This window comes from Micromonospora sp. NPDC006431 (assembly GCF_042870725.1).
Lineage (GTDB): Bacteria > Actinomycetota > Actinomycetes > Mycobacteriales > Micromonosporaceae > Micromonospora.
The window spans coordinates 101,696-126,159 of the sequence record NZ_JBIAHQ010000017.1 but is presented as its reverse complement, the minus strand read 5'-3'; the positions used below and the strand labels follow the sequence as shown (position 1 = coordinate 126,159).

At 72.5% G+C, this 24,464-nt stretch carries 24 protein-coding genes; 18 read left to right on the top strand and 6 right to left on the bottom strand.

Features of this window, described 5'->3' with window-relative positions; translation table 11 throughout:
• Positions 1-174: 174 nt before the first annotated feature.
• From ACFYM6_RS25765 to ACFYM6_RS25730, 8 genes are all read left to right on the top strand, one after another.
• A complete protein-coding gene (locus tag ACFYM6_RS25765) occupies positions 175-1,461 on the top strand; it encodes an erythromycin esterase family protein (RefSeq protein ID WP_387279473.1) in 1,287 nt (428 codons plus the stop codon).
• 95 nt (positions 1,462-1,556) lie between these two features.
• Positions 1,557-1,715 (top strand): hypothetical protein, encoded by a 159-nt coding sequence (locus ACFYM6_RS25760; protein WP_387279471.1) that lies wholly within the window; start codon positions 1,557-1,559, stop codon positions 1,713-1,715.
• Positions 1,716-1,800: 85 nt separating this feature from the next.
• Positions 1,801-2,691: an alpha/beta fold hydrolase gene (locus tag ACFYM6_RS25755; protein WP_387279469.1), complete on the top strand. Its 891-nt coding sequence runs from the start codon at positions 1,801-1,803 to the stop codon at positions 2,689-2,691.
• A gap of 9 nt (positions 2,692-2,700) precedes the next feature.
• Positions 2,701-3,486, top strand: coding sequence for a polysaccharide deacetylase family protein (locus ACFYM6_RS25750; protein ID WP_387279468.1), 786 nt, complete (start codon positions 2,701-2,703; stop codon positions 3,484-3,486).
• A gap of 170 nt (positions 3,487-3,656) precedes the next feature.
• Positions 3,657-4,238, top strand: coding sequence for a hypothetical protein (locus ACFYM6_RS25745; protein ID WP_387279466.1), 582 nt, complete (start codon positions 3,657-3,659; stop codon positions 4,236-4,238).
• An 11-nt stretch (positions 4,239-4,249) separates the two neighbouring features.
• Positions 4,250-4,792, top strand: a complete 543-nt coding sequence (locus ACFYM6_RS25740; protein ID WP_387279464.1) for a hypothetical protein — start codon at positions 4,250-4,252, stop codon at positions 4,790-4,792.
• 8 nt (positions 4,793-4,800) lie between these two features.
• Entirely contained in the window at positions 4,801-6,261 is a 1,461-nt protein-coding gene (locus tag ACFYM6_RS25735) for a hypothetical protein (RefSeq protein ID WP_387279462.1), read from the top strand.
• Between the two features lie 48 nt (positions 6,262-6,309).
• Positions 6,310-9,069 (top strand): AAA family ATPase, encoded by a 2,760-nt coding sequence (locus ACFYM6_RS25730; RefSeq protein ID WP_387279460.1) that lies wholly within the window; start codon positions 6,310-6,312, stop codon positions 9,067-9,069.
• 192 nt (positions 9,070-9,261) lie between these two features.
• Here the strand turns inward: ACFYM6_RS25730 and ACFYM6_RS25725 are convergent, their stop codons facing one another.
• On the bottom strand, positions 9,262-9,747 hold the full coding sequence (locus ACFYM6_RS25725; protein WP_387279458.1) for a hypothetical protein: 486 nt from the start codon (positions 9,745-9,747) through the stop codon (positions 9,262-9,264).
• A gap of 405 nt (positions 9,748-10,152) precedes the next feature.
• Positions 10,153-11,103, bottom strand: a complete 951-nt coding sequence (locus ACFYM6_RS25720) for a LysR family transcriptional regulator (RefSeq protein WP_387279456.1) — start codon at positions 11,101-11,103, stop codon at positions 10,153-10,155.
• A gap of 80 nt (positions 11,104-11,183) precedes the next feature.
• On the opposite strand from ACFYM6_RS25720, the gene ACFYM6_RS25715 reads away from it, so the two are divergent.
• The 3 genes from ACFYM6_RS25715 to ACFYM6_RS25705 are packed head-to-tail and all read left to right on the top strand — an operon-like array spanning position 11,184 to position 12,929.
• Complete coding sequence (locus ACFYM6_RS25715; protein WP_387279455.1) at positions 11,184-12,035, top strand: NAD(P)-dependent oxidoreductase; 852 nt, start codon at positions 11,184-11,186, stop codon at positions 12,033-12,035.
• A complete protein-coding gene (locus ACFYM6_RS25710; protein WP_387279453.1) occupies positions 12,032-12,439 on the top strand; it encodes a RidA family protein in 408 nt (135 codons plus the stop codon). Before ACFYM6_RS25715 ends, ACFYM6_RS25710 begins: the two co-directional genes overlap by 4 nt.
• 55 nt (positions 12,440-12,494) lie before the next feature.
• Complete coding sequence (locus tag ACFYM6_RS25705; RefSeq protein ID WP_357439133.1) at positions 12,495-12,929, top strand: TIGR03668 family PPOX class F420-dependent oxidoreductase; 435 nt, start codon at positions 12,495-12,497, stop codon at positions 12,927-12,929.
• 27 nt (positions 12,930-12,956) lie between these two features.
• On the opposite strand, the gene ACFYM6_RS25700 is transcribed toward ACFYM6_RS25705, so the two are convergent.
• Both ACFYM6_RS25700 and ACFYM6_RS25695 read right to left on the bottom strand, forming a co-directional pair.
• Positions 12,957-13,868, bottom strand: a complete 912-nt coding sequence (locus ACFYM6_RS25700; protein ID WP_387279450.1) for a TIGR03619 family F420-dependent LLM class oxidoreductase — start codon at positions 13,866-13,868, stop codon at positions 12,957-12,959.
• An 84-nt stretch (positions 13,869-13,952) separates the two neighbouring features.
• A complete protein-coding gene (locus tag ACFYM6_RS25695) occupies positions 13,953-14,423 on the bottom strand; it encodes a hypothetical protein (RefSeq protein ID WP_387279448.1) in 471 nt (156 codons plus the stop codon).
• A gap of 230 nt (positions 14,424-14,653) precedes the next feature.
• On the opposite strand from ACFYM6_RS25695, the gene ACFYM6_RS25690 reads away from it, so the two are divergent.
• On the top strand, positions 14,654-14,941 hold the full coding sequence (locus tag ACFYM6_RS25690) for a hypothetical protein (RefSeq protein WP_387279447.1): 288 nt from the start codon (positions 14,654-14,656) through the stop codon (positions 14,939-14,941).
• A 74-nt stretch (positions 14,942-15,015) separates the two neighbouring features.
• Positions 15,016-16,389: a hypothetical protein gene (locus ACFYM6_RS25685; protein ID WP_387279445.1), complete on the top strand. Its 1,374-nt coding sequence runs from the start codon at positions 15,016-15,018 to the stop codon at positions 16,387-16,389.
• A 102-nt stretch (positions 16,390-16,491) separates the two neighbouring features.
• Here the strand turns inward: ACFYM6_RS25685 and ACFYM6_RS25680 are convergent, their stop codons facing one another.
• Positions 16,492-17,454: a helix-turn-helix domain-containing protein gene (locus ACFYM6_RS25680; protein ID WP_387279444.1), complete on the bottom strand. Its 963-nt coding sequence runs from the start codon at positions 17,452-17,454 to the stop codon at positions 16,492-16,494.
• A gap of 236 nt (positions 17,455-17,690) precedes the next feature.
• On the opposite strand from ACFYM6_RS25680, the gene ACFYM6_RS25675 reads away from it, so the two are divergent.
• A complete protein-coding gene (locus ACFYM6_RS25675) occupies positions 17,691-17,870 on the top strand; it encodes a hypothetical protein (protein ID WP_387279442.1) in 180 nt (59 codons plus the stop codon).
• Between the two features lie 67 nt (positions 17,871-17,937).
• Positions 17,938-19,506 (top strand): amidohydrolase, encoded by a 1,569-nt coding sequence (locus ACFYM6_RS25670; RefSeq protein ID WP_387279440.1) that lies wholly within the window; start codon positions 17,938-17,940, stop codon positions 19,504-19,506.
• A gap of 134 nt (positions 19,507-19,640) precedes the next feature.
• Here the strand turns inward: ACFYM6_RS25670 and ACFYM6_RS25665 are convergent, their stop codons facing one another.
• Positions 19,641-20,348: a hypothetical protein gene (locus tag ACFYM6_RS25665; protein WP_387279438.1), complete on the bottom strand. Its 708-nt coding sequence runs from the start codon at positions 20,346-20,348 to the stop codon at positions 19,641-19,643.
• A gap of 335 nt (positions 20,349-20,683) precedes the next feature.
• On the opposite strand from ACFYM6_RS25665, the gene ACFYM6_RS25660 reads away from it, so the two are divergent.
• The 3 genes from ACFYM6_RS25660 (at position 20,684) to ACFYM6_RS25650 (ending at position 24,193) form a co-directional block, all read left to right on the top strand.
• Positions 20,684-22,150 carry an alpha/beta hydrolase fold domain-containing protein gene (locus tag ACFYM6_RS25660; RefSeq protein ID WP_387279436.1) on the top strand — a complete coding sequence of 489 codons (1,467 nt, stop codon included), beginning with the start codon at positions 20,684-20,686 and terminating at the stop codon, positions 22,148-22,150.
• 109 nt (positions 22,151-22,259) lie between these two features.
• Complete coding sequence (locus ACFYM6_RS25655; protein ID WP_387279434.1) at positions 22,260-23,501, top strand: sensor histidine kinase; 1,242 nt, start codon at positions 22,260-22,262, stop codon at positions 23,499-23,501.
• A complete protein-coding gene (locus ACFYM6_RS25650; protein ID WP_387279432.1) occupies positions 23,498-24,193 on the top strand; it encodes a response regulator in 696 nt (231 codons plus the stop codon). The genes ACFYM6_RS25655 and ACFYM6_RS25650 overlap by 4 nt, the downstream gene beginning before the upstream one ends.
• The last annotated feature ends 271 nt before the right edge of the window (positions 24,194-24,464 follow it).

The window sequence follows — 24,464 nt, the reverse complement described above, 5'->3', positions numbered from 1 at the left end:
GTCGCGGGGTCGCGGGCCGGCGGAGGTCAGTGGTGACACTAACCACTTCGGCGGGAAGGTCACCGCCTGCTCCTTCCGTCCTGTTGGGTCCACCCGCGCCGCGGCCGTCCGACGCGCCGTGATTCGGGACGGGGAGCCTCGCATGGCTGCTACCGCAACGGGTACCGCCCGCCCATGGGACGCTACGACGACGAGGTCGTCGGCCTGGCGGCGCCGCTGGCCGACCCCGGAGACCTGGACGCACTGCTGGACCGGGTGGGCGACGCCCGCGTGGTGATGCTGGGCGAGGCGAGCCACGGCACGCACGACTTCTACACCTGGCGCGCATGGATCAGCCGTCGGCTGATCGAGGAGAAGGGCTTCTCGTTCGTCGCCGTCGAGGGCGACTGGCCCGACTGCGACCGGGTGGACCGCAGTGTCCGCTGCGGGCCCGACGCACCGGCGGACCCCCGGGACGCGCTGGCCACCTTCGAGCGCTGGCCGACGTGGATGTGGGCCAACGAGGAGATCGTCGACTTCACCCGCTGGCTGCGCACCCGCAACGAGCGGGTGGACGAGCCCGACCGCGCCGGATTCCACGGGCTGGACGTGTACTCGTTGTGGGAGTCGCTGCGCGAGATCCTCGTCTACCTGCGCGAGCACGACCCGGAGCAGGTGCCGGCGGCGCTGGCGGCGTACGGCTGCTTCCAGCCGTACGAGGAGGACGCGCAGCAGTACGCGCTGGCCACCCGCCTGGTGCCGACGAACTGCGAGAACGAGGTCGTCGACCTGCTCGTCGGGCTGCGCGAGCGGGCCGCCGCCGACGGCGCGGGCCGCTTCGGGGCCTGGCAGAACGCAGAGATCGTGGCCGGGGCGGAGCGCTACTACCGGACCATGGCGCGCGGTGGCCGCGAGTCGTGGAACGTCCGCGACCGGCACATGGACGACACCCTCGACCGCCTCCTGCGGCACTACGGGCCGGCGGCGAAGGGGGTCGTCTGGGCGCACAACACCCACGTCGGGGACGCCCGCGCGACCGACATGACCGACGCGGGCGAGGTCAACATCGGCCAGCTCGCCCGCGAACGCTACGGGGCCGACCAGGTCGTGCTGGTCGGTTTCGGCACCCACCACGGCACCGTGGTCGCGGGCGACGCCTGGGGTGCGCCGATGGAGGTGATGCCGGTGCCGCCGGGCCGCCGCCACTCGCTGGAGGAGGTCCTGCACGGCGCCGCGCCCGCGCAGGCCCTGTTCGTGTTCCCCGGCGACGAGCCGCTGGACCTGCTCACCGACGAACTCGACCACCGGGCGATCGGCGTCGTCTACCACCCGGAACGGGAGAGCTTCGGCAACTACGTCCCCACCGTGCTCGGCGACCGGTACGACGCGTTCTGCTGGATCGACGAGTCCCAGGCGGTCCGGCCGCTGCGCCTGCGGCCCACCGCCCTCGCCGAGCCCGACACGTACCCCTCGGGCGTCTGATCCCGCGCGGCCGACCGTTTGAGCCCAGGGGCTGCGGGAACGCAGATCTCTCCAACCGGAGTCGCTTCAGGCTCTTGAGCACACGGGAGGCTGACATGGCCGATCGCGAGAAGCTTCACGACCTGCGCCAGCAGGCCCACAACGCCGGCATCGAGGGCAACTCCAAGATGACCGAGGGCCAGCTGCGGCAGGCGCTCAACAAGGTCACCAAGGGCGCCAATCCGCAGGAAGCCAAGCGGCAGGCCAAGGGCTGACATCAGCTCGTTCGCGGCGGTGCCGGGCAAAGGCGCCCGGCACCGCCGTCGTGCGGCGCTCCTGCCGCCCGGCGCGGAGGTCCTGATGTACGACGGTTTTGAGGCATTCGACCTCGCCAGCAGCGGTACGACGATCCACGGACGTCGCGGCGGCCAGGGGGAACCCGTCCTGCTCCTGCACGGCATTCCCGAGACCCACCTGATGTGGCGGCACGTGGCGCCGACGCTCGCCGAGCGGTTCACCGTGGTCGCCACCGATCTGCGCGGGTACGGTGCCAGCGGCAAACCGCCGACCGGCCCGGACCACGCGCCGTACAGCATGCGGGAGATCGCCCGCGACCAGGTTGAGGTCATGGCGCAGTTGGGGTACGACCGGTTCAGCGTGGTCGGCCATGACCGGGGCGCGCGGTGCGCGTACCGGATGGCGTTGGACCATCCGCGGACGGTCACCCGGCTCGCGGTGCTCGACGTCATCCCGACCGCGGACACGTACCGCAACGTGGACCGGGAGTTCACCCGCGGCTTCTGGATCTGGTCCTTCCTGTCCGCCCCGGAGCCGGTCCCCGAACGGCTGATCGCCCAGGCCCCCGACGTCATCGTCAACCACATGCTCGACGCGTGGTCCGACCGGCCGGACGCTTTCCCGGCCGACGTCCGCGCCGCCTACGTCGACGCGTTCCGGCACCCCGACACCGTCCACGCCGTCTGCGAGGAGTATCGGGCGTCGATCACCCTCGACGTCGCGCACGACCAGGCCGACCGCGGCCGGCGGCGGATCACCTGCCCGGTCCTCGTGTTGTGGAGCGGCACCGGGTTCCTCGCCGGCCGGTACGAACCGCTGAAGGTCTGGCGGCAGTGGGCGGACGAGGTGCACGGGGGCCCGATGCCGGCGGGGCATTTCCTCGCCGAGGAAGCGCCCGCGGAGACCGCACGCCGCCTCCTCGATTTCCTCTCCATCACCCCGGCGGCGGCTTAGCATCGCGGAGTGCCACCAGATCGCCGCGGCGCTCTGCGCGCCGCCGCCACTGCGGCCGCCGGACTTGTCGGACTGGCTGGCTGTAACCCGGCGCGCCGACCGTCGGTCGCCCGGTCGGCCACGTCGGGCACCGGCACCACGTCGCCGTCCGCCTCCCCGCCCCCGTCGGCCACAGGGGCCTCCGCTCCTCCCGCCCTGCCGGGGGAGATCAGCAGCGGACCACGGGAACGGCCCAATGTCGCGCTGACCTTCCATGGCCAGGGAGAGCCCGCCCTCGCCCGCCAGTTGCTGGCCGAACTGGAGCGGGCCGACGCCCGGGTCACCGTCTTCGCGGTCGGTACGTGGTTGGCCGACCAGCCCGCGCTGGCGCGGCGAATCCTCGACGGCGGCCATGAGCTGGGCAACCATACCGAGAACCATGCCGACATCAGCCGGCTGACCCCGGGCGAGGCGTTCGCTGAGATCAACCGGTGCGCCCAGCGGATCAAGCAGCTCACCGGCTCGATCGGCGTCTGGTTCCGCCCGTCGCAGACCCAGCACGCCAACGCCATGGTCCGCACTCAGGCCAGCCGGGTGGGCTATCCGACGTGCGTGTCGTACGACGTCGACTCGCTCGACTACACCGACCCGGGTGCACCGCTGGTGGTACGGACCACGATGAGCCAGGTCCGGCCGGGTTCGATCGTCAGCCTGCACTTCGGCCACCGGGACACGCTGGCCGCCATCGGGCCGATCCTCGACGGGCTGCGCCAGCGGGGTCTGCACGCCGTGTCGATGAAGAAGCTGCTGACCTGACGCTCGTCGTCGTGTGGCCTCGCCGGCCTCCTGGGGCGACGGCGGTGGCCGCCGGCCGCACCGGGGTCATGCGCTGGCCCTGGCGCCGGCAGCCGGCGCCAGGGCCGATTCGTGACGGCGTAGGGAATCACCCGATTACCCGGCGTCCGCCGCGCCATAGCGTCGACCGCATGGCCCGTCACTTGTTCGCGTCGAACCGCCCCGCGTGGCGTCCCGGCGCACCACGTTCCCGAGCCCGTGCCGCGCGAGGACGGCGGCTGCTGCCGTTGCTCCTGCTTGCCCTGCTCGTGCCCACCGCCTGCGACAGCTCGACCGGTTCCTCCGCGTCGGAGGGCGCTGACGCCGGCGCGGGGTCGGACGCGGGCTCGGACGACCTCGGCAAGCTCAGTGGCTCGGTGCCGACGTGCCCCTTCACCGCCGACCGGGTGTCCGAACTGCTCGGCAAACCGATGAAGGACCAGGGCAACTGCGCGTTCGGCGACGGCAACGGCGTCGCCAGCCTCACCATCACCATGGCGTCCGAGTTCGCCGGTGCGACGACCTACGACTACCAGCACGAGCAGGCCGGCAAGCAGTACGACAAGGTGGTGGACCTCGGTGACCGGTCGTACCTCGCCGCCAAGGACATCGCGGGAGAGGCCGTCGTGGTCAGCCCCAAGGGCAGCTACACCATGATCATGAGCAGCTTCAGCATGGACGTCGCGACCTATGAGCAGAAGCTGCGTCAACTGCTCGACGCGCTGCCGGAGTGAGGGGGACCCAGATGCGTGGCAGGCACCTCGCGGTGCTCGGTGTGGCCGTGGTCGCACTCGTGCTGCCCACCGCTTGTGGCGGCTCGGACGACAAGCCCGCCGCGGGCGGCAAGCCGGCCTCGACGGCCGCGGCGGAGCCGGCAACCGGGGAGACCAGCCCGGCGGCCGAGGAGAGCGGTCCGGCCTCCGCGCTGCCCGACGCCTGCACCCTGGTGTCCAAGGCGGACGCGGAGAAACTGGCCGGCACGCCGGTGGCCGACGCGGTGGCGGTCCGGGAGAGCTGCACCTACACCGCACCGGTCACCGGCCCGACCGCGCAGGTCGAGGTGTACGTCGGTGACGGGGCGAAGAAATACCTCGACATCGAGCGCGACCTCGGCCACGAGGTGCGGCCGCTGTCCGGCGTGGCGGACGAGGCCCACCTCACGCTGGAGGCGTTCTTCATCAGGAAGGCCGACGTGTGGGTGGCGGTCCGGCTGGTGCGGCTCAACGACCCGGAGGAGAACCGGAAGCCGCTGGAGGCCCTCGCCCGCGCCGTCGCCGGGCGGATGTGAGGTGGCCGATGCGACCCCGTCGAGGGCGGGCCCTGCTCGCCGCCGCCGTCGCGGTCCTGATCGCGCTGCCCGGCTGTGACAGTCTCCGGCCGGCGGTGCGAACCGACGCGGCGATGGGCGACGCGGACCTGCGCTACGGGGCCGCGCCGGCGCCCGCTGCCGGGGTCACGCTGCAACCTGACGTCGTCCTGGTGGGCGGGGGCGGCCGCTCGGTGCGTTCGGTCACCGCCGACGGGTTGACGTGGCGCATCGACGCGGCGGCGAGGAACGCCCGGCAGCTCGAACCCGGCAAGGTCATGTTCATCACCGGCCGCGGCGTCGGCCGGGTGCTGGACATCGCCGAGGACGGCGGTGACCTGCTGGTGACCATCGGGCCAGTGGACATCACCGAGATCATCCGGGACGGCACCTTCGAGAAACAGGGGGTCACCCTCGACGATCCGGTCACCTACCCCGCCGGCGAGCCGTCGTGGGCCGAGGACCGGCCGACGCCACCGAGCACCTTCGGCCGGAGCCGCCCGGTGCGGCGGCCGCCGCTGCTCGGGTCGTCCGACCCGCCGGTGCAGCCACCCCCGCAGCGGGGCGGCCAGGTCGGCACGAGAACCCACGGCTACCAGGTGTATTCCAGCTGTTGTTCCGACGGCGTGGGCGCCCATTTCGCCTACGACGACGGAGGGGTCCGGCTCGTCGGCACTGTCACGCTCACCTTCAAGCGACCGGACGCCGCCTTCCACCTCGCCATCGGTGCCGGGAAGGTGACGCGGGCGGAGCTGGAGATCAGCGGTGGGTTCGGGATCAAGGTCGACTTCGAGGGCGGCATCCAGGACGGGCAGAACCACAAGAAGGTGTTCCCGATCCCGGTCGACATCTCCTTCCCCATCGGTCAGGTGATCGGGATTCCGCTCTCGTTCACGGTCAGCCAGACCCTCGAGGTCGCCACCGCGTTCGGCGCCAAGGCGGGCACGGTCAAGGGCTCGGGTGAGTACTCCCTGGCCGGCAAGCTCGGCTTCGGCTACGTCAACGGCAGCGTCGGGCCGCGGGTCACCGAGCAGTTCCAGCGCCGCAAGAGTCTGCTCAACTCGCTCACCGGGGTACCGGTCGGGGTCATGGGCCTGGTCATCCGCCACGGCGTCCGGTTCACCGTCGGCCTCAGCGCCTTCCTGTTCACCGCCGGCGTCTACTTCGAGCTGACCACGTCGTACGGCTCGACGCTCGGCTCCGCCCTCGGCGCGCCGTACGCGCAGTGCCGGGGGGTGGGCATCGGAGTGAAGGCGGTCTTCGGCGTCGGATACCGGATCCTCGAACCCGTGGTCAAGGTGATCAACAAGATCCTCAGCCTGTTGACACCGAGTAGGGCACCGACGATCCCACCCGTCGCGGCGGCGAGCGGACCGCGCTGGAGCGCCGACGTCTACCGCAACGAGGAGGTCATCCCGAACGTGGCGGTGTGCGGACACGCGCCGAAGTGAGCGACCACATCGCTCGGCGGGATGGCACGGCTGTGCCATCATCCCGCCATGGACGCCTCCCTCGTCGGCCGTGACGCGATCCTCGAGCAGACCTGGCGAGCGCTGGTGGGCGGGGCGTCGGCGCTCCTGGAAGGCCCCAGTGGCATCGGCAAGACCGCGCTGTGGCGGGCCGTCGTCGCCCGGGCCGAGCGGTCCGGCTGGGTCCTGCTGGCCAGCGCGCCGACCGAGGCCGAGGCCGTGTTGCCGTATGCGGCCCTGGCCGACGTGCTGCGGCCGCTGGCCGGCCGGGTGGCGGCCCTGCCCCCGCCACAGCGGATCGCCGCCGAGGTGGTGCTGCTGTCCGCCGACCACGACGAGGCGATCGACGAGCGGGCGGTGGGGGCGGCCACCCGTTCGTTGTTCGAGGCCGCGACGGGTGGCGAGGTGCCGGTGCTGCTCGCCATCGACGACGCGCCCTGGCTCGATCCGCCGAGCGAGCGGGCCCTGCGGTTCGCGCTGCGCCGCCTTGCCCGCTGGCCGGCCACCCTGCTGACCCGCCGTACCGACGAGGCGGGGCACGCCCTCCCGCTCGGGCTCGACGACGACCGGGCCGGCGACCGCCGGCTCACCCGGATCGGCGTGCCGCCCCTGGGCCCGGCGGCGCTGCACCGCATCGTCCAGGCGCGGCTCGGGGGCACGCTCAGCCGCCCGTTGCTCGCCCGGATCACCCGGGACGCCGGGGGCAACCCCCTGCTGGCCATCGAGCTGGCCCGGGCGGTGCTGCGGTTGCCCCGGCCACCGCGGCCGGGCGAGGACCTGCCGGTGCCGTCGTCGATGCGTCAACTGCTCGCGGACGCCCTGCGGGCACTGCCCCGGCCCAGCCGTGACGCGGTGCGCCTGGCCGCGCTGCTGAGCGTGCCCACCCTGCCGGACCTGCACGCGGCCGGGGTGCCGGTGGACGCGTTCGACGCGGCGGAGGAGGCTGGCCTGTTGAGCGTGACGCCGAGGCGGATCAGCTTCGCCCACCCGCTGTACGCCGCCGCGGTGCGCGAGAGCATCCCGTCCGGCGTCCGGCGCCGGCTCAACGGTGTGCTGGCCGAGGCGGTGTCCGACCCGGACGAGCGGGCGCGGCAGCTCGCCCGGTGCACGGTGGCGCCGGACGAGGCGCTCGCCGCCGAACTGGCCGCCGCGGCCGCACGCCAACGCTCCCGGGGCGCTCCCGCCGTCGCCGCCGAGTGGTACGACCGCGCCGCCGACCTCACGCCCCCGACGGCTGCGGCGGATCGGGACCGGCGGCGCCTGGACGCGGTGCAGTGCCGCATCGACAGCGGCGACTACACGGCGGCCGGTGCGGCGGCGGACGTCGCCGCCGGACAGCTGGCCGGCGCGGCGCACGCGGAGGCGCTGCTGCTGCGCGCCATGGTCGCCTGGTGCGTCGACGACCTCACCGGCGCGGTGTCCCTCGCCCGGCGTGCGTTGGCCGCGGCCGAGGGGCATCGCGACCTGGCCGGGCGCATCCACACGCACCTGACCCTGTTCCAGGACGCTCCGGAGCCCGCCCGCCGGCACGCCGAGGCCGCCATCGCGCACCTGTCCGACCGGGACGAGCACCGTCCGCTGCTCACCGCCGCGCTGTTGCTGCTGTTCTTCCACGAGGTACGCGCCGGGCGTCCGGCCCGGACCGAACTGCTCGACCGGGCGCTGGTCCTGGAGGCCGGTGAACCGTCCTGGCTTGCCGGGTCGATTCCGGCGATCTGGTGGAAGGCCACGGACGACCATGAGCGGGCCCGGGCGCGGCTGCACCACATGCTGGGTCGGGCCGTGGCGCGCGGCGACGAACCGTGGCAGCACGAGATGCTCACCCACCTGGGCGAGGCCGAGCTGCTGGCCGGCCGGTTCGACGCCGCCGGGGAGCACATCGCGGCGGCCCGCGAGCTGGGCGAGCAGCTCGGCACCGGCCTGGTCGGCGAGACCTGGCTGGCCGGCATGCTGGACGCCTACCGGGGCCGGCTCGCCGAGGCCGGCGCGGTGGCCGAGGGCGGGCTGCGCCGGGCCGACGAGTTCGACGACGCCTGGTGCCGACGGATCCACCTGCAGCTGGCCGGGTTCGTGGCGCTCTCCGCCGGCCGGATGGCCGAGGCCGCCGCCGCGTACGCGGCACTCGTCGCCGAGTTGGACGGCTCGGGGATCGCCGAGCCGCTCGCGCAGCGCTTTGAGCCGGACTGGATCGAGGCGTGCGTCGGTGCCGGTGACCTGGAGACCGCACGCGCCGCGCTGGTCCGTCTCGCCGAGCGGCACGCCCGGCTGGGCCGCCCGTGGACCACCCTCGGCCTTGCCCGCAGCCGGGTGCTCGTGGACAGCGCCACCGGAGCCGACCCGGCCGAGGCGCTGGCCGCGCTCGTCGCAGCGCGGGCGAGCGTGCCGGTGGACGTGCTGCCGCTGGACCGGGCCCGCTGCCTGCTGGTCGCCGGCCGGGCACACCGCCGGGCCCGCCGCCGCCGGGAGGCCCGCGAAGCCCTCGACGCGGCGGCTGCCGAGTTCACCGCCCTGGGCGCCGTCGCCTTCGCCGAGCGGGCCCAGCTGGAGCTGGCCAGGATCGGCCGGCGTACGCCGGCGCCGACCGTGCTGACCGCCACGGAGGAACGGGTGGCCCGGCTCGCCGCCCAGGGCCGCACCAACCGGGCCATCGCCGACTCGCTGTTCATCAGCCCGAAGACCGTCGAGGCCAACCTCGCCCGGGTGTACCGGAAGCTCTGCATCTCCAGCCGCGCCGAGCTCGGCGCGGCCATGGGCAGGCCGGCGCCACCGCCGGAGTCCATCTCCAGCTGAGGGGAGCGGCCGCGGGGCCGACACCCGCCGGAACTATGTCCGGTTTTTGCCATTTCTGGCGTGTTTGTCGGATAAGCTCGCGGGCATGATCGAGGTGGTGCCGTCAAAGGCCGGCGCCGGACGGAGAGCGACGCCGGGTGGACCGGCGGGCACGCGTGAGATCGACCGCAGGTCGTGGCGCGCGCCGCGCCCTCACCGTCCGGTCCGATGCTGCGGCACCAGCCCGGAGAGTGGCCGCGCCGCCCGTCCGTCCGTACCGCGCAACGCCACGTCGACAAAGGCGCCCACGCCGACCTGCGCGGCGTCCGACAGGCAGGCGACCACCAGCAGCCGGTGCATGACGTGCCGGGGCTCATCCGGCACGGCCGGATCCACCGGGTGGTGGCGACCGGGCAGGAGTGCGGCCAGCAGTTGCCTGTCCACCTCCGGGAACCAGGTGCCGACGCGGTCGATCTGCAGCGCCACCAGCGGCCACAGGTCACCCGCACCCGGGGCGAACTCCTCGGCCAGCAGCTCGGCGATGCTCATGAGGGTCCGGCGCACCCAGCCTCCGGGCAGCCGGGTCAGCCGGTCGGCCGCCGCGGCGAAGGCCTCGCGATCCATCCGGTTGGCCGCGTGGACGCCAGCCACGACGGCGTTCCACAGCTCCTGCTCCGCCGGGGTTGGCGGCTTCCACATCACCCTCTCCTCTCAGATACCGGGCCGGCAGGGCGAGGTGAGGGAGATTCTCGGTGCCGCGTCGCTGTCGCCACCGCCTCCGCCCCTTGCTGAGGTGGCCGGCACGGGCCCGTAGGAGGGCGAGACCCGTGCCGGCCGCGGTGATCACCCAAATCACCGTCTGTCGCCGCTGCGGGGCGGAGGGGTTCCGGCCCGCAGCGGCGGTGGTCGTACCGCGCCGGACGGCACACCTGCCGCCGCGGAACCGCCCGGCTGGTACCGCCCCGTGCCGGTGCCGCCGATCGGCTCTGCCTGCGTGCCTGCACCGGGCTTCTGGGGCAGGTTCCGCTGGGTCGAGTATATGACACTTGAAGAAGTTACGGGCATTTTGCGAATATAAGCCGGAAGGTCGCCGCTCTGCCCGGGTTATCCCTCTGCGGACTGGTGATCATCGGGTTGACCCGGCATCCGGCCGCCAGCCAACCCCAGCCCGGCCGCCGCTGTGTCGAGGTGGTCGAGGAACCGGCGCACCGCCGGCGGACGACTACGCCCGGCGACGGTGGCGGCGAACACCCGCCGGACGGAGGCGTCGTCGGGATGCAGCCGGAGCAGTGCCAGGTCGGGCGGGGCGGCCCGGACCGCCAGGGCAGGGATCAGCGCGACGCCCAGTCCGGCCGCGACGCAGCCCAGCTTGCCGGTCCAGTCGGCGGCAACGATGTCGATCCGCGGCCGGAAGTCGGCCGGCAGGGTGGCGCGGAGCAGCGTCTTCTCGGCGTCCGCCGAACCGGCGATGAACGCGTCGTCGGCGAGCTCGCGCAGCCGCACGGTGCGCCGGTGGGCGAGCCGGTGCGTCCGGGGCACCGCCACCAGCAGCACCTCGTCGACCAGATGGTGCAGGTCGAACCGCTCGTCGTCGAGGGGCTGATCGGCGGGGGCGCTCAGCACGGCCACGTCGGCGTCGCCGGCGAGCAGGCCCGCAAACAGGCCCGGCGTCAGCCCCTCGACCAGGGAGAGCGCGACCCCCGGATGGGCGGACCGAAACGACGCCAGGGCGCGCGGCACGAGCGCGGCAACGGCCGTGGGGAACGCCCCGACCCGCAGCCGGCCGGCGGTCAGGTCACGCAGCGCGGCGAGGTCGCGGCGGGCGGCGGCAAGCCGGTCGAGCACCGCCTCGGCGTGACCGAGCAGGCAGCGGCCCTGCTCGGTCAGGGCGACACCGCGCGGCAGCCGGTCGAACAGGGTGGCTCCGGTCTCGGCTTCCAGGGCGGCGATCTGCCGGGACACCGCCGACTGGGTGTAGCGCAGAGTCCGGGCCGCGGCCGTGATGGACCCGTGCTCGACGACGGTACGGAAGACCTCAAGCGCATGCGGCTGCATTCCGCCATGTTCTCGCAGCATGGCTGGCATGTTCAACATTCGCTGGTGGCATGGCCGGCCGCCGCCTAACCTTCCGGATCATGGAAGCCATCGCACTGCTGGGCGCGGGCACGATGGGCAGCGCGCTCGGTCGCCGGCTGCTCGCCACCGGGCACCGGCTCACCGTCTGGAACCGCACCCCCGGCCGGACGCGGCCACTGGTCGAGGCCGGCGCGCGGGCCGCCGCCAACCCGGCCGAGGCCGTCCGGGACGCCGACGTGGTGATCACCATGCTCACGGACGCGACCGCCGTGCGGGAGTCGCTGTTCGGCGCCGACGCGGCGGCCCGCGCCCTACGTCCCGGGACCCACCTCGTGGAGATGTCCACGATCGGCCCGTACGCCCTTCGTGAGCTGGCCGGTCAGTTGCCGCCCGGCGTACGTCTCGTGGACGCGCCGGTCGCCGGCAGCGCCGCAGCCGCGGAGGCCGGCCGGCTCGTGGTCCTGGCCGGCGGCGCCGAGGCGGCCGTCGACCGCGTCGCTCCGGTGCTGGCGGCCCTCGGCACGGTCCGCCGGTGCGGTGGCCCCGGCCGGGGCGCGGCCATGAAGCTGGTGCTCAACACCGCCCTGGTCACCGCGGTCGCGTCGGTGGCCGACGCCCTGGCCGTCGCCGACGCCGTCGGCGTGGACCGCCGTACGGCGTGCGAAGCGCTCACCGGCGGACCGCTCGGCGGCGCGGTCGCCCGGGTGACCACCACCGAGGCCGCGTTCGCCGTCGCGCTGGCCGCCAAGGACGCCCGGCTCGCCCTCGACGCGCTCGGCGACGCGCCGGCACCGGTCCTGCGGGCCGCCGCATCGGTGCTGGCGGCCGCGCCCCGGCCGGACGCCGACATCGCCACCCTCACCGACGTCCACCCCGTGGACGTCACCAACCCCGACAAGGAGCAACCGTGACCGTGATCCTGGACAACCCCGCGACCGTGCCCGCGCCGTACGGCGACCGCTTCGCCCACGTCGCCCGCTTCGACCTGCCGGGCGGTGCACTGCTCGTGCTCTCCGGCCAGGTCGGCGTGGACGACGCCGGCGCCGTGGTGGCGCCCGGCGACGTACGCGCCCAGAGCGAACGCATCTTCGAGCTGATCGGCGGCCTGCTGGCCGCGCACGGCGCCACGTTCGCCGACGTCATGCATGTCCGCACGTTCCTGACCGACCTCGACGACCTGGCCGGCTACGGGGCGGTCCGCAGCCGGTACTTCGCGGACGCCAAGCCGGCCAGCACCACGGTGGAGGTGAACCGGTTGTTCCTGGACGGCGCGGTGCTGGAGGTCGAGATGACCGCCGCGGTGACCAGGAGCTGACCGGGTCACGGCTGATAGGCCCCTCCCCCGGGCCGGGGTCGGCTATGGTCGGGCTGTGCCCGCCCACGACCTGCGGCAGCGGGTCGCCTCGGCCCGGGTCGCCCGGCTGGCCACTGTCGGCGCCGACGGCCGCCCGCACCTGGTGCCGGTGTGCTTCGTCCTGCTCGGCGACGCGGTCTACCACGCGGTGGACCGCAAACCCAAGCGCCACCGACGGCTACGGCGCCTGGAGAACATCCAGGCGACAGGGCGGGCCTGCCTGCTCGTCGACGAGTACGCCGAGGACTGGTCGACGCTGTGGTGGGTGCGCCTGGACGGGCACGGCCGGGTGGTGGTGGACCCGGCGGAGGAGGACGCCGCCCGCGCGGCGTTGTGCGACAAGTACCCGCAGTACGTGGCCCGGCCGCCGGACGGGCCGGTGGTCGCGGTCACGGTGACCCGGTGGTCGGCGTGGTCGGCCGCCGAGGGAACAGCGGACCCGGCGGCGTGAACCGAGCCGGGACGTCTCCGGGCCGGGTCACCGACCGGGGGCGAGGGCGTCGAGCACCTCGTCGGCGCGGCGCAACGACGCGTACGGGTCCGCCCGTGGTGAGCCGATCTCCGGGTCGAAGTTGAGGTCGACGAACAGTTCGGTGATGCCGGCCGCAGCGAGTGCACCCAGGTCCGACCGGATCTGGTCGAGCGTGCCGGTGAGCGGCTCACGGTCGGGCGGGCTGGCCGCGCGTACCCGAACGGCACCTCGGCAGACGAAGCGCAGCGCCTCCGGGTCGCGGCCCGCGCCGGTCGCGGCGGCCTTCACCGTCGCGACCGCCTCGCCGATGCCCTTCAGGTCGGCCTGGCTGCCACTGACCCAGCCGTCGGCGAGCCGCCCCGCCCGGTCCAGCGCGGCGGGCGCGTGCCCGCCGAGCAGGATCGGCGGGTGCGGTCGCTGCACCGGCTTCGGCTGCATCCGCGTCGGCGGGACCTGGTAGAACGCGCCGTCGTGCGCCGCGACCTCGTCCTGCCAGAGGGTACGGAGCACGGTGAGGAACTCCTCGGCCCGCCGGCCCCGTTGATGCCGGCTCGCGCCGGTGGCCTGATATTCCTCGTCCGCCCAGCCGAGACCGAGTCCGACGTCGAGTCGCCCCCCGGCGAGGATGTCGAGGGTCGCGGCCTGCTTGGCCAGCACCACCGGTGACAGGAACGGCATGTTGAGCACCGCCACGCCGAGCCGGATCCGCCCGGTGTGGGCGGCGAGGAACGCCAGCGTGGTCAGCGGATCCTGGACGCTGTGGTAGGTCTCGCTCCAGGCGAGGTCGGCGGGTACCAGCAGGCGCTGGAACGTCCAGAGCGAGTGGTAACCGAACTGTTCGGCCCGGCGGGCGACGTGGATCATGTGCTCCGGCGTGGCCCACGACCCGGATACGGGCACGGCGAATCCAATCTCCACCCCGGCACCGTACCCAGATCCGGCGCGGTGCGGCTTGACAACGGTCCGGACGACGACCAGATGGCCGGGGTGCGGGCCCGCGACCTAACTCTCGGCGTAGACGAGGTCCATGGTGTCGGTGCGCCCGGACCAGCGGAGTTCGAGGTGCCAGCAGCCGGCCCGCGGCAGGTCGATGATCGACGGGCCGGGACCGCCGGTGACCTCGTGGGTCACCCGGGTGTCGGTGCCGTCCAGTGTCGCCGTGATCACCAGGGTTTCCGGCGATGTCGTGTCGGACGGCGTCGGGGCGGGCCGGGCCACCCAAAGGATCTTGTTGGTGTGCCCGTCAGCCGGTTGCTGCGACAGCGGGTAACCGAAGAGCACCCCGAGAATCTCGCCCTTCGCGCCGAAGACATGCGGCGGTCCCGAACCGCCGCCGCTGAACCCCTCGTCCGCCCAGTCGGGCAGGGATCCCATCTCGATCGGCGAGGTGCAACCGGCGGCCGCGCGCGGCGAGACCGTGCTGGCCGGCGCGGCCGACCGCCCCGCGGCGGTACACCCCGCCAGCAGGAGCACCGATCCCAGCACCACCCTGCCCCATGAGCCCATCGCACACCCCCGGACGATCCCGCCTGCCGATGACCCGAATCCGTCAACCACTTCAAGGACACCGGCCGGCCCACTCGGGTTCCGGCGAACGGCGCCGGGTTCTCCGCAAGCCGTTGGCTGCCGCAAGGGATCTGCGACCATGAACCATGGCTTCCCGATGGCGATGCGGGGCCGATCTGCTGGCAAGCGCCGCGGCCGTGATCGGGGTGCTCATGCTCGGCCTCTACCTGGGAGTGATGCGACAGCAGGGCGACCAGCCCCTCGCCTGGGTGGTCACCGCGCTGGCGGTGGCCGCGGTCCTCGCCGGCTACGGGGCGTTCCACGCAGCGCCCCGGCGGGGCTGGGCGCTGGCGACTTCAGGTGTCCTGCTGGCGGCGCTGGGGCTGCTCGCCATCCTGTCGATCGGTCTGCCCATCCTCATCGCAGGCGGGCTGGCCCTGGTGGCCGCCGCCCGCAGCGGGCGGCGTCACTCCCCCGGCCGCTGATTCGCTATCGGGGATCGGCTGTCAAGGCTTCGCCTGCCTCGGCCGTGTAGATGGGCTGGGTACGTCCACACTTCGTGCTCGACCGCCAGTGCCGTCTGATCTCGGTCATGGCGACTTCCCGCCACCGTCGAACCCTGTCGCTTCGTCGAGCCGGAGCCGATGCTGGCTGGACCGGAACCGTCCGCGATGCGGACGGTGGTTGGACGACAACCCACGGAGCGTACATGAGGAAGAACGCCCTTTGGCTGGTCACCGCAGTCTCCAGTATGGCCCTCATCGTGGGGCCCGGACTGCCGGCCGCCGCAGCGGACCCAGCCCTCGCGACGACCGCGTCGCAGACCTACACCTACGACCTCGCCACCGCCACCACAAGCGACCCGGTGGCCCAGGCGAAGATCGACAAGATCGCCGCACAACTACCTGCGGACTGGCGTGCCCGGCTCGCTGCCGTGCGGGCCGAGTCCGGCATCGAGCCCTCCGGCCTGCAGAACGCCATCGCCGCAGCCATCGACCCAGACGACTACGTGTGTAGCGACACCGCGTTCAGCGCCTGGGTGGACGAAATCGTCGGCGGCATCGATTTCGGCACCCTGTTCGTCCTGCTCATCTTCGGGGTCCTCGACTACCCGACCTACGACGCGGTGCTGTACGGCTCGTCGGCGAACCAGACCGACTACGGCCTGCCCGCGCAGTACCAGAACTCGATGTCGGTGGCCTTCCGCGCCGCGAAGAAGTTCTGGGACGTGCCGCTCGACGATGTCGACTTCCTCGCAATGCAGAACGACATGCTGCAGGACCCTGAGCGGGTCGCCCGAATGGTCACGCTCTTCTGGGGTCTGAGCCCTGAGGACGCGCTCGGCATCGCCGAGCAGCTCATCGGGATCATCGACTCCGCTCCGGGCCTCGCCGGCGGAGACAGCCCGCTCTTCACCCTCAACGCCTTCGCGTTCAGCGCCGTGGACGAGACCGAGCCGCCCTTCGCCAACCTGCCCGACAAGATGGTCTTCGGCGAGGGCATGTTCACTGCGCTTGAGGTGTTGGGCATCAGCGACGCCGGCCCGCGTGCGGTGCTCGGTCACGAGATGGCCCACCACGTCCAGTACGAAGCCGGCCTGTTCGACAGCCCGCTCACCGGTCCGGAGGCCACGCGTCGCACCGAGCTGATGGCCGACGCCTTCGGCACCTACTTCGTCACCCACGCGCGCGGTCTGGCCCTGAACACCCGCCGGGTCCTGGAGGCGGAGCGGGCCTTCTACGAGGTCGGGGACTGCTCGTTCACCTCGGGCGGCCACCATGGCACCCCGAACCAGCGGCTCAGGGCCTCAACCTGGGGTGCGAACCTCGCCAGTGCCGCGCAGAAGCAGGGTCACATCCTGCCTACGCTCACCATCGATATGAAGTTCGAGGAGCAGTTGCCGGTGTTCGTCGCGCCGGACGCGAACGAGTGAGACTGCGCTCCTGAGCAGGCGGGCCGTCCGCTACGGGCGGCCCGCCGTGCCCTGCGCCGCCGATGCTGTTCGGCTTCGCCGGCTTGCGATCGCGGCTCCCGTTCAGAGCCAGCCGCGTCGCGCTGCCTGCACACCCAGCTGAAACCGGCTGCGGGCGCCGAGTGACTTCTGCAGGGCGGCGATCCTCCTGGTGACGGTACGCTCGCTCACGCCCAGCTCCCGTGCAATCGACTCGTCGGTGAGGCCCGCACCGAGCAAGGTGAGGAGATGCCGGTTCGACTCGCTGGGGCCAGCATCGAGCGCGCCGTCCGCGGGAATGGCCGAGATCGGCACGCCAAGTGCCCAGAACGACTCGAAGACGCCGATCAGGGCGTCGAGGAAACCGCCGCCGAGTATCACCAGCCCGTGTAGACGCTCGGCACCGGGCATGGGTGCGGTGAGGACCGCCCTTCGGCTGTCGGCAATGGTGAGATTGCAGGGGACGTTCGGGAAGACTCGGGCGGATTCTCCCACCAGGATCGCCTGCTGAACGAGCGCCATGGCCGTGGGCTGCCGAAGGATGTCCGCGCTGTAGACCACGCGGTACGTGACACCCCGACTCATCGCCTCGAAGGACCCCGGTGCCTGCGCCAACTGGGGTGGGTCAATGCCGACGGGTCCGACCGAGAGTGCCATGACCTCGCCGCGCACCTCACGGTGCAACTTCTCCTGCGCCGCGTACGTGCTGTCCGTGGTGGTGAGCACCTCCAGGTAGACGGGCAGGGGTGACTGCTCCGCCCACAGCCGCCCCAGCACTTCGGAGCTCTCTCGGGCCGCTGCGGCGGTACGCAGATGCTGTTCGGCGAGGACCTCGAGGGTGAATCGTGGCGGCAGCGGGACACACCTCTCCCCGCTGAGCTCCACGAGGCCGAGGCCGACCAGCTCGTCGAGCGCGGCATCGACAGCAACCACATCGGTCTCGAGCCGTGCAGCGAGCTCCTCGCGGTGTCGAGGACCGCCCTGCACCAGGGCGAGGTAGGCGCGTTCGGCCACTTCAGACAATCCGAGATCACGCAGTGCACCCACCACCGCTGTCTATCACGGATCTTGGGCCGGGCTGTTCAGCCTTTTCGGGCTGCAGCAGGTCCGATTGGTGATACGGGCACGTCCGGCATGCTCGTCATCTTTCGGCGATCCGCACTGGCGACGACCCGACATGTCAGGTGCTCGCCAGATGCAGCCATAGCGCGCAGCCCCTGGTCTTCACGAAGCTTTGCTCCACCGGTACAGGCCCCTGGTACCGGCAGAAGGAGGCCAGATCAATGCCAATAAAGAGACCGACGTTGGTCGGCGCCGCGCTCGCCGCCACGCTCGTCGTGGCTGCCGGCACCAGCGCGTACGGCCAGCCGCCGGCACCCGTTGCCGGGGTCACCGGCGTACCGGCGTCGGCAGCGCCCGCCAAGCAGGTCACTCTCGTCACCGGTGACCGACTCGACACATAGCGCTTCCATCTTCTCTCCTCCGTTCCTACAGTGGTGGATCACCGCCCCTCGAGACCGTGAGAGTCACATGAGCATCCGCGTGTATCGCAACGCCGCCATCCACACGGGAGACAGCGCCAACCCCTTGGCCGAGGCCATGGCCGTGGACCGCGGTCGCCTGCTGGCCGTCGGCCGGGAGGCGGAGGTGCGGGCGGCCGCGGGCCCCGGGGTGGAGCTGATCGATCTGGAGGGCGCCGCGGTGCTGCCCGGGCTCTACGACGCCCACATCCATACCGCGCAGTACGCGCAGAGCCTGGGCGCCGTGGACCTGCGCGAGGTGCGCTCCCTGGACGACGCCCTCGCCATGGTGGCCGCGCACGCGGCGCGGCTGCGGCCGGGCGCCTGGCTGTTCGGCGGACGCTGGAACAGCAACACCTGGGATCCGCCGGCGCAGCCGGACCGGTACGCGCTGGACTCGGTCTGTCCCGAACTGCCGGTCGCGTTGCCCAACGCGGACGGCCACACGGTGTGGGCCAACTCTGCGGCCCTGCGGCTCGCCGGCATCGACGCGAGCACGCCCGACCCGGTGGGCGGCGAGATCGTCAGGGACGCGAGCGGAGAGCCGACCGGCATCCTGCGCGAGGCGGCCTCGTACCCGCTACGCGACCTGATGGTCTCCCCCGACCTGCGCGACCTGCTGCACGCCGCGCAGGACGAGCTGCTCGCGCTCGGCCTGACCAGCGTGCACGACATCGACGGCGAGGACTGCCGGGCCGCCTACCTGGCGCTGCGCGACGCCGGCAAGCTGAAGCTACGCGTCCACAAGGCGATCCCGATGGTCCACCTGGAGGCGGCCATTACCGAGGGCCGCCGCACCGGGCAGGGCGACGACTGGTTCCGCACCGGGCCCGTGAAGATCTTCAGCGATGGCGCGCTCGGCTCGCACACCTGCCACATGAGCAGGTCCTTCGCTGGCGAGCAGGGCAACGTGGGCATCGCCGTCACCCCGTACGAGGACCTGGTCAGGCTGTTCGGCAGGGCCGCGGGAGCTGGCATCGCGGTGGCCACGCACGCCATCGGCGACCAGGCCAACCGCCTGGTCATCGACGCCTACGAGGCGGTCGGCGGTACGCCGGAGTTGCGGCACCGCATCGAGCACGCGCAGCACCTGCGGCCCGCCGACCTGGCCAGGATGGCCAGGCTGGGCATCGTCGCGTCAATGCAGCCGGTGCACTGCACCAGCGACATCGATCTGGTCGACTCCCTGCTGGCTGGCCACGAGCTGGCCTCCTACGCGTGGCGCGGGATGCTGGACGCCGGCGTCGCGCTGGCCTTCGGTTCCGACGCCCCGGTCGAGCACCCCAACCCGTTCGCCGCGCTGTACTCCGCGGTGACCCGTGCCCGCCCCGACGGAACTCCGGCCGGTGGCTGGCAGCCTGAGCAGCGGCTGAGCATGGCCGAGGCAGTTACCGCCCATACCCTGGGCGCGGCCTACGCCGCCGGCGAGGAGGACCGCAAGGGCGTCCTGGCGCCCGGCAAGCTCGCCGACTTCATCGCGGTGGACACCGACCCCTACCAGGAGTCGCCGGACGCGGTGCTCCGCACCAAGGTCATGACGACCGTGGTCGGCGGCGAGATCCGCTGGCAGCAAACCTGAGGGGCACGGTCGCAACGCTCGCTGCCGGCGCGCTGCATCGGCTACCCATGGTCGCGGTGCCCGTCGGCGATGTTGCCACGGCGTGGGTGGCCGCGTGTCCGCCGTGGATTCCAGCCAAGCAGCAGATCTCCGACCTACTGTTCCTGCTCGGATTCCGACCGGGCTACTCGGTCGGCGACCCGCCACAGGAACACGGCCAGCAACAGCAGCCACACGATGAACAGGCCGACACCGAAAAGGGAAGAGTTGCCTTCGACGGTCCGGCCGAGGACGCTGAAGATCGAGCCCAGGGCGAACACGCCAGCCGCGACGAGCCCGCCGACGCCGAGCCACTTCGGCAGCAGCCCGGTGCGAAGTGCGCTGAGGGAAACCGCGGCGGTGAGCGCGGTGATGCTCCACACGATCGGGGTGCGCCCTTGTAGCTGGTTGAGTGCCAGCACTGCTGACAGGTCGCCCGCGTCGGCCGCGCCGACGAGGGCGGTCTCGGCGGCCTGGGACACGAACCCGAGCGTGACGAGCACCGTGCCGCTGATCGCGATCGCGGTGGCAAGCGTGTCCTGACCAGCCCTCCGTACGACCGGGGCCAAGGCCGCGACGAACGCGATCGCCCCCAGCAACGCCGCGCCGACAGCGGCCTCGCTGGCCACCAGTGCCGACCGGTGCGCCACGGTGAACGCGGCGACGACGGCGGGAGTGTCCCCGTCGGGGCCGAGCCCTTGCAGCAGCCGATGGATCACGTAGAACACGTCGAAGCCGAGCGCCCCGAGGGCTGCCGTCCGCAGCGCGCGAGTGCCGGTGACACCGATCGTCATGCCGGACGAGGAAGTGAAAGCGATGGACATGCCTGCGATGCTGTCGCAATCGGGCGGCCGGGATCGTCCGTTGGCGGGAGACAGTCGCTCGCGCGGCTACTGCGGCGGCGTACTCCGCTGGGCGTATCCACCCACGGTGACCAGGCCGGTCTCGTAGTGCGGCGGGGTGCCGCGCGATGATGCAGGCAGGCATGGTTCCGGAGCACAGGGTGGTGGGCAAAGGACGCCACCACGACGGCGGCACGGACGAGACACCATCCGACGCTCTCTACTGCGGGCGGCGTAGGCGGCAGTAGTACCGGCGAGCGGTGGTTGCCTACCGGGGGCGGACGATGGCGTGCGTCCGGGTCGCGACGATCGGTGGCATGCCAGAAACGTCGCTGTCCCCACCCGCCGCAGACGCGGTCCTGGCCCCCGCGGCGGAGCACCTGCCGTTGCGCCGGGGCCCCCTGCTGGTCACGTCGCTGCTGGCCGTGACGGCCAGTGCTCTGATCTACCTCGCTCCGCTGGCCGCAGTGTGGCGCACCGCGTGGCCGTACGCGCTGCTGTTCGCCGCGCTGGGCACAGCACAGTTGGGTACGGTTGCCCGCGTGCTGGCCCGCCCGGCGTCGCGTCGGGTGGTGTTGGCTGCCGGCGCCGCGCTGGCCGTACTCGTCGTGTGGTTCCTGACCCGCCGCACGCCGGTCCTGCCTGGTCCCTCGCCGTGGATACCGGCGGACTCGGTGATCGGGTTCGTCGACTACCTCTGCGCGGGGCTGCAGGTCATCGGCGTTGCGGGATTCGGCATCGTGTGGGTTCTGCGCGCGGTGGCCCTCTCCGGCGGCGCCGATACGCAGGCTCGGCGCCGGCCGCGGCTGCGCCGGGTGGCGGGGGCGGTCGCTGTCACGCCGGTGACGCTGGTCGTGCTCCTGGCCACGTTCGTGGGGTTCAGCGGGGCCAGCGACGGGTTAGCGGGAGCGGGGTTCCCCGGCGACACCGTGCCTCCACGCCATTTGCCCGCCGGGAAGCGCAGCACAGTGGAGTACTGCCGGATCGACGGGGTCCCGCTGGCCATGGATATCTACACCCCACCGGCCGGTGCGGCGCCGCCCGGCCGGGGCGCCCCGGTGGCGATGTACATCCACGGCGGTGGCCTGGTACTCGGCGACCGGAAACTCTCCGGGCTGGGCGCGTCACTGTCCGACCATCAGGCGGCGCTGTTCACGCCGCTGCGGGAGCGGCTGAACGCCAACGGTTACCTCGTCGCCTCGATCGACTACCGGCTGACCCCCGCCGCCCCGTGGCCCGCCCCGCTCGATGATGCCAAATGTGCGGTCCGGTTCCTCCGGGCCCACGCCGCCGACCTCGGTATCGACCCATCCCGCATCGGTGCGTGGGGTGCCAGTGGCGGTGGTTGGCTCTCGTCGATGCTGGGTCTGACCGGCCGGCAGGACGGGATCGGCCCGTACGCCGAGCAGTCCAGCGCGGTTCAGGCCGTGGTGGACATGTTCGGCCCCACCGACCTCAACGACTTCGCCGACGCGCCGCCGTTCATCCGGTTCCTGCTCTGGGCCGGTATCGGTACATCCACGGCTACCCGCCACTCGGCCAGCCCGATCAACTACGTCACTGGCAATGCGCCCCCGTTTTTGATCCTGCATGGCAAGCAGGACGAGGACATCGCGCCGCGCCAGTCCCTCCGGTTCGCCGAGCGGCTGCGCACCGCCGGTGTGTCGGCAGAGTTCGTCGAGGTCGCCGGCACCGGGCACACCCTGGCCACCCCCGGACAGCGACCGTCGACGCAGGAGGCGACCGACATGGTGGTCGATTTCTTCAGGGCGACGCTGCGATGACGCCCGTCCGGGGTGGGCGGACGTCACCGCAGGGTGAACAGGGTTTTGCGATCCTCGTCGGCGGGATGGCCCATGGCGGATCGAGCGTGCGGGCGCATACGGTGAGCGCGTGTTGAGGGGCGGGCCAGTGCTGCGGCGGTGGATGGTGGACGCCGGAATCGCGCTCGCGGTGTTGGTTGCCGCCGAGATCGCGATAGCGACCGGCAACGAGGACGGCTCGGTCGACCGGGACTGGTTCGCGTACCTGCTCGGAGTGGCGATGGCGGTACCGCTGCTGCTGCGCCGGCGGTACCCGACCGTCGTGCTGTACGCAGTCTCAGCGGTGCTGTTGCTGTTCTACGCCCTCAACTATCCGGGCTTCCCGCCGGCTCTGGTGCTCGCGGTACCGCTGTACGACGCGGCCCGCGCCGGGCGCCTGTGGTGGGCGGTGCCGGTGCCGGTGTTCTTCCTGGCGGTCGGTGCCGTCGTGTTGATCGTGCACCGGGAGATGCCGCCGCTGGAACTGCTCGCCGCGTTCCTGCCGCAGGCCGCGACGCTGGCGGTGGCGGTGCTGCTCGCCGCGTTGATGCGCAGCCGGGCCGCGTACACCGCGGCGGTGCGGTACCGGCTGGACCAGGCAGAACGGGAGCGCGAGTTGGAGGCGCGGCGCCTGGTCACCGAGGAACGGCTGCGGATCGCCCGTGACCTGCATGACACGGTGGGGCACGCGATCGCCACCATTACCGTCCAGTCCGCCGCCGCGCTGCGGCTGCTGGACGCAGAACCGGAGCGGGCTCGAGAGGCGTTGGTGAGCATTCGGGGCACCGGCAAGGCAGCGCTGGCCGAGATGCGGGCCACCCTCGGTCAGCTGCGCTCCGACGGCAGGCCGGGCTCGGCGGGGCCGGACCTGCGCGGGCGCGGGCAAGCGGAGCGGGACGCAGGACTGCACCGGCTGCCCGAGTTGCTGGCCGCGGTGCAGGCGGCGGGTTTGCCGGTCGAGCTGAACAGCGAGCTGTCCGGCGAGCGGCTGCCCGCACCGCTGGACGAGGTGGCGTACCGGATCGTGCAGGAGTCGCTGACCAACGTCCTGCGGCACGCCGGGGCGGCCGCTCGTGCCGAGGTGCTGCTGCGGGCGGTGCCGGACTCGCTGTGGGTAGAGGTACGCGACGACGGGGTGGGCGCCGGTGCCGGCGGGACGCCGTCCGGCGGGCGGGGGTTGACCGGGATGCGGGAGCGCGCCGAGGCACTGAGCGGCCGGTTCGAGGCCGGACCGCGGCCAAGTGGGGGTTTCCAGGTCCGGGCGATACTGCCCCGGATTGCGCCGGAGCGGATGCCAACGGCCCGGGAGACGCTGGAAGGTGGGGCGCGGTGATCCGGGTGCTGCTCGTCGACGACCAGGTCCTGGTGCGGGCGGGGTTCCGGGCGCTGCTGGAAGGCGTACCCGATATCGACGTGGTGGGCGAGGCCGGCAACGGCGGTACGGCGGTGGCGCTGACCCGGGAGCTCCGCCCGGACGTGGTGCTCATGGACATCCGGATGCCCGATGTGGACGGGGTCACCGCGACCCGGCGGATCACCGGCGACGCCCAGCTGTCCGGCGTACGGGTGCTGGTCCTGACCACGTTCGCCGAAGAGGACGACGTGTTCGCCGCCCTCCGCTCCGGGGCCAGCGGCTTCCTGGTCAAGGACACCGACCCGGACGATCTGGTGCAGGCGGTACGCGTGGTTGCCCGCGGCGACGCGTTGCTGTCGCCCAGCGTCACCCGAGCGGTGATCAGACGCTCGGTCGGGGCGGATCAGCCGGCCGCCCGGCCGAGGCCCGCGCCACCGGAGTTGGCCCTGCTCACCGCCCGGGAACGGGAGGTGGTGCAACTCGTCGCGGCTGGCCTGAGCAACGACGACATCGCTACCCGCCTGGTGGTCAGCACGCTCACTGCCAAGACCCACGTCTCGCGGGCGATGGTCAAGGTCGGCGCGCGGGACCGGGCCCAACTGGTGGTCTTCGCCTACCAGACCGGCCTGGTCACCCCAGACGGATACGACGCTGGGAGTACGCCCCGGTAGCAGGCCGCCGGCAGCTTGCCGGACCAGCGACGGCCCCTGGGTCAGCCGACTCCGCGCAAGTCCCAGGGGCGGCCACGCACTACTCGGCGAGCAAGCGGCGGCGACCGTCGTCGCCGCGGACCACAATATCCGCGCGCCTCGGCCGTCACCCCACCCTTGCGCGCGTTCGCAGATTTGCTGTCGACCACCACGCGGGCGGCGCTCGGCCTTCTGAGCGCCCGAGCCGGGCAGCTGCCAACGGCCGGCCCGGCGTTGTCCCCACAGGGCAGTC

What these genes read in the sequence shown, in the direction of transcription:
- ACFYM6_RS25765 (WP_387279473.1), top strand. Translation starts at nt 175, where the DNA reads ATGGGACGCTACGACGACGAGGTCGTCGGCCTGGCGGCGCCGCTGGCC.
- ACFYM6_RS25760 (WP_387279471.1), top strand. Translation starts at nt 1,557, where the DNA reads ATGGCCGATCGCGAGAAGCTTCACGACCTGCGCCAGCAGGCCCACAAC.
- ACFYM6_RS25755 (WP_387279469.1), top strand. Translation starts at nt 1,801, where the DNA reads ATGTACGACGGTTTTGAGGCATTCGACCTCGCCAGCAGCGGTACGACG.
- ACFYM6_RS25745 (WP_387279466.1), top strand. Translation starts at nt 3,657, where the DNA reads ATGGCCCGTCACTTGTTCGCGTCGAACCGCCCCGCGTGGCGTCCCGGC.
- ACFYM6_RS25740 (WP_387279464.1), top strand. Translation starts at nt 4,250, where the DNA reads ATGCGTGGCAGGCACCTCGCGGTGCTCGGTGTGGCCGTGGTCGCACTC.
- ACFYM6_RS25735 (WP_387279462.1), top strand. Translation starts at nt 4,801, where the DNA reads ATGCGACCCCGTCGAGGGCGGGCCCTGCTCGCCGCCGCCGTCGCGGTC.
- ACFYM6_RS25730 (WP_387279460.1), top strand. Translation starts at nt 6,310, where the DNA reads ATGGACGCCTCCCTCGTCGGCCGTGACGCGATCCTCGAGCAGACCTGG.
- ACFYM6_RS25725 (WP_387279458.1), bottom strand. Translation starts at nt 9,747, where the DNA reads ATGTGGAAGCCGCCAACCCCGGCGGAGCAGGAGCTGTGGAACGCCGTC.
- ACFYM6_RS25720 (WP_387279456.1), bottom strand. Translation starts at nt 11,103, where the DNA reads ATGCAGCCGCATGCGCTTGAGGTCTTCCGTACCGTCGTCGAGCACGGG.
- ACFYM6_RS25715 (WP_387279455.1), top strand. Translation starts at nt 11,184, where the DNA reads ATGGAAGCCATCGCACTGCTGGGCGCGGGCACGATGGGCAGCGCGCTC.
- ACFYM6_RS25675 (WP_387279442.1), top strand. Translation starts at nt 17,691, where the DNA reads ATGCCAATAAAGAGACCGACGTTGGTCGGCGCCGCGCTCGCCGCCACG.
- ACFYM6_RS25670 (WP_387279440.1), top strand. Translation starts at nt 17,938, where the DNA reads ATGAGCATCCGCGTGTATCGCAACGCCGCCATCCACACGGGAGACAGC.
- ACFYM6_RS25665 (WP_387279438.1), bottom strand. Translation starts at nt 20,348, where the DNA reads ATGTCCATCGCTTTCACTTCCTCGTCCGGCATGACGATCGGTGTCACC.
- ACFYM6_RS25660 (WP_387279436.1), top strand. Translation starts at nt 20,684, where the DNA reads ATGCCAGAAACGTCGCTGTCCCCACCCGCCGCAGACGCGGTCCTGGCC.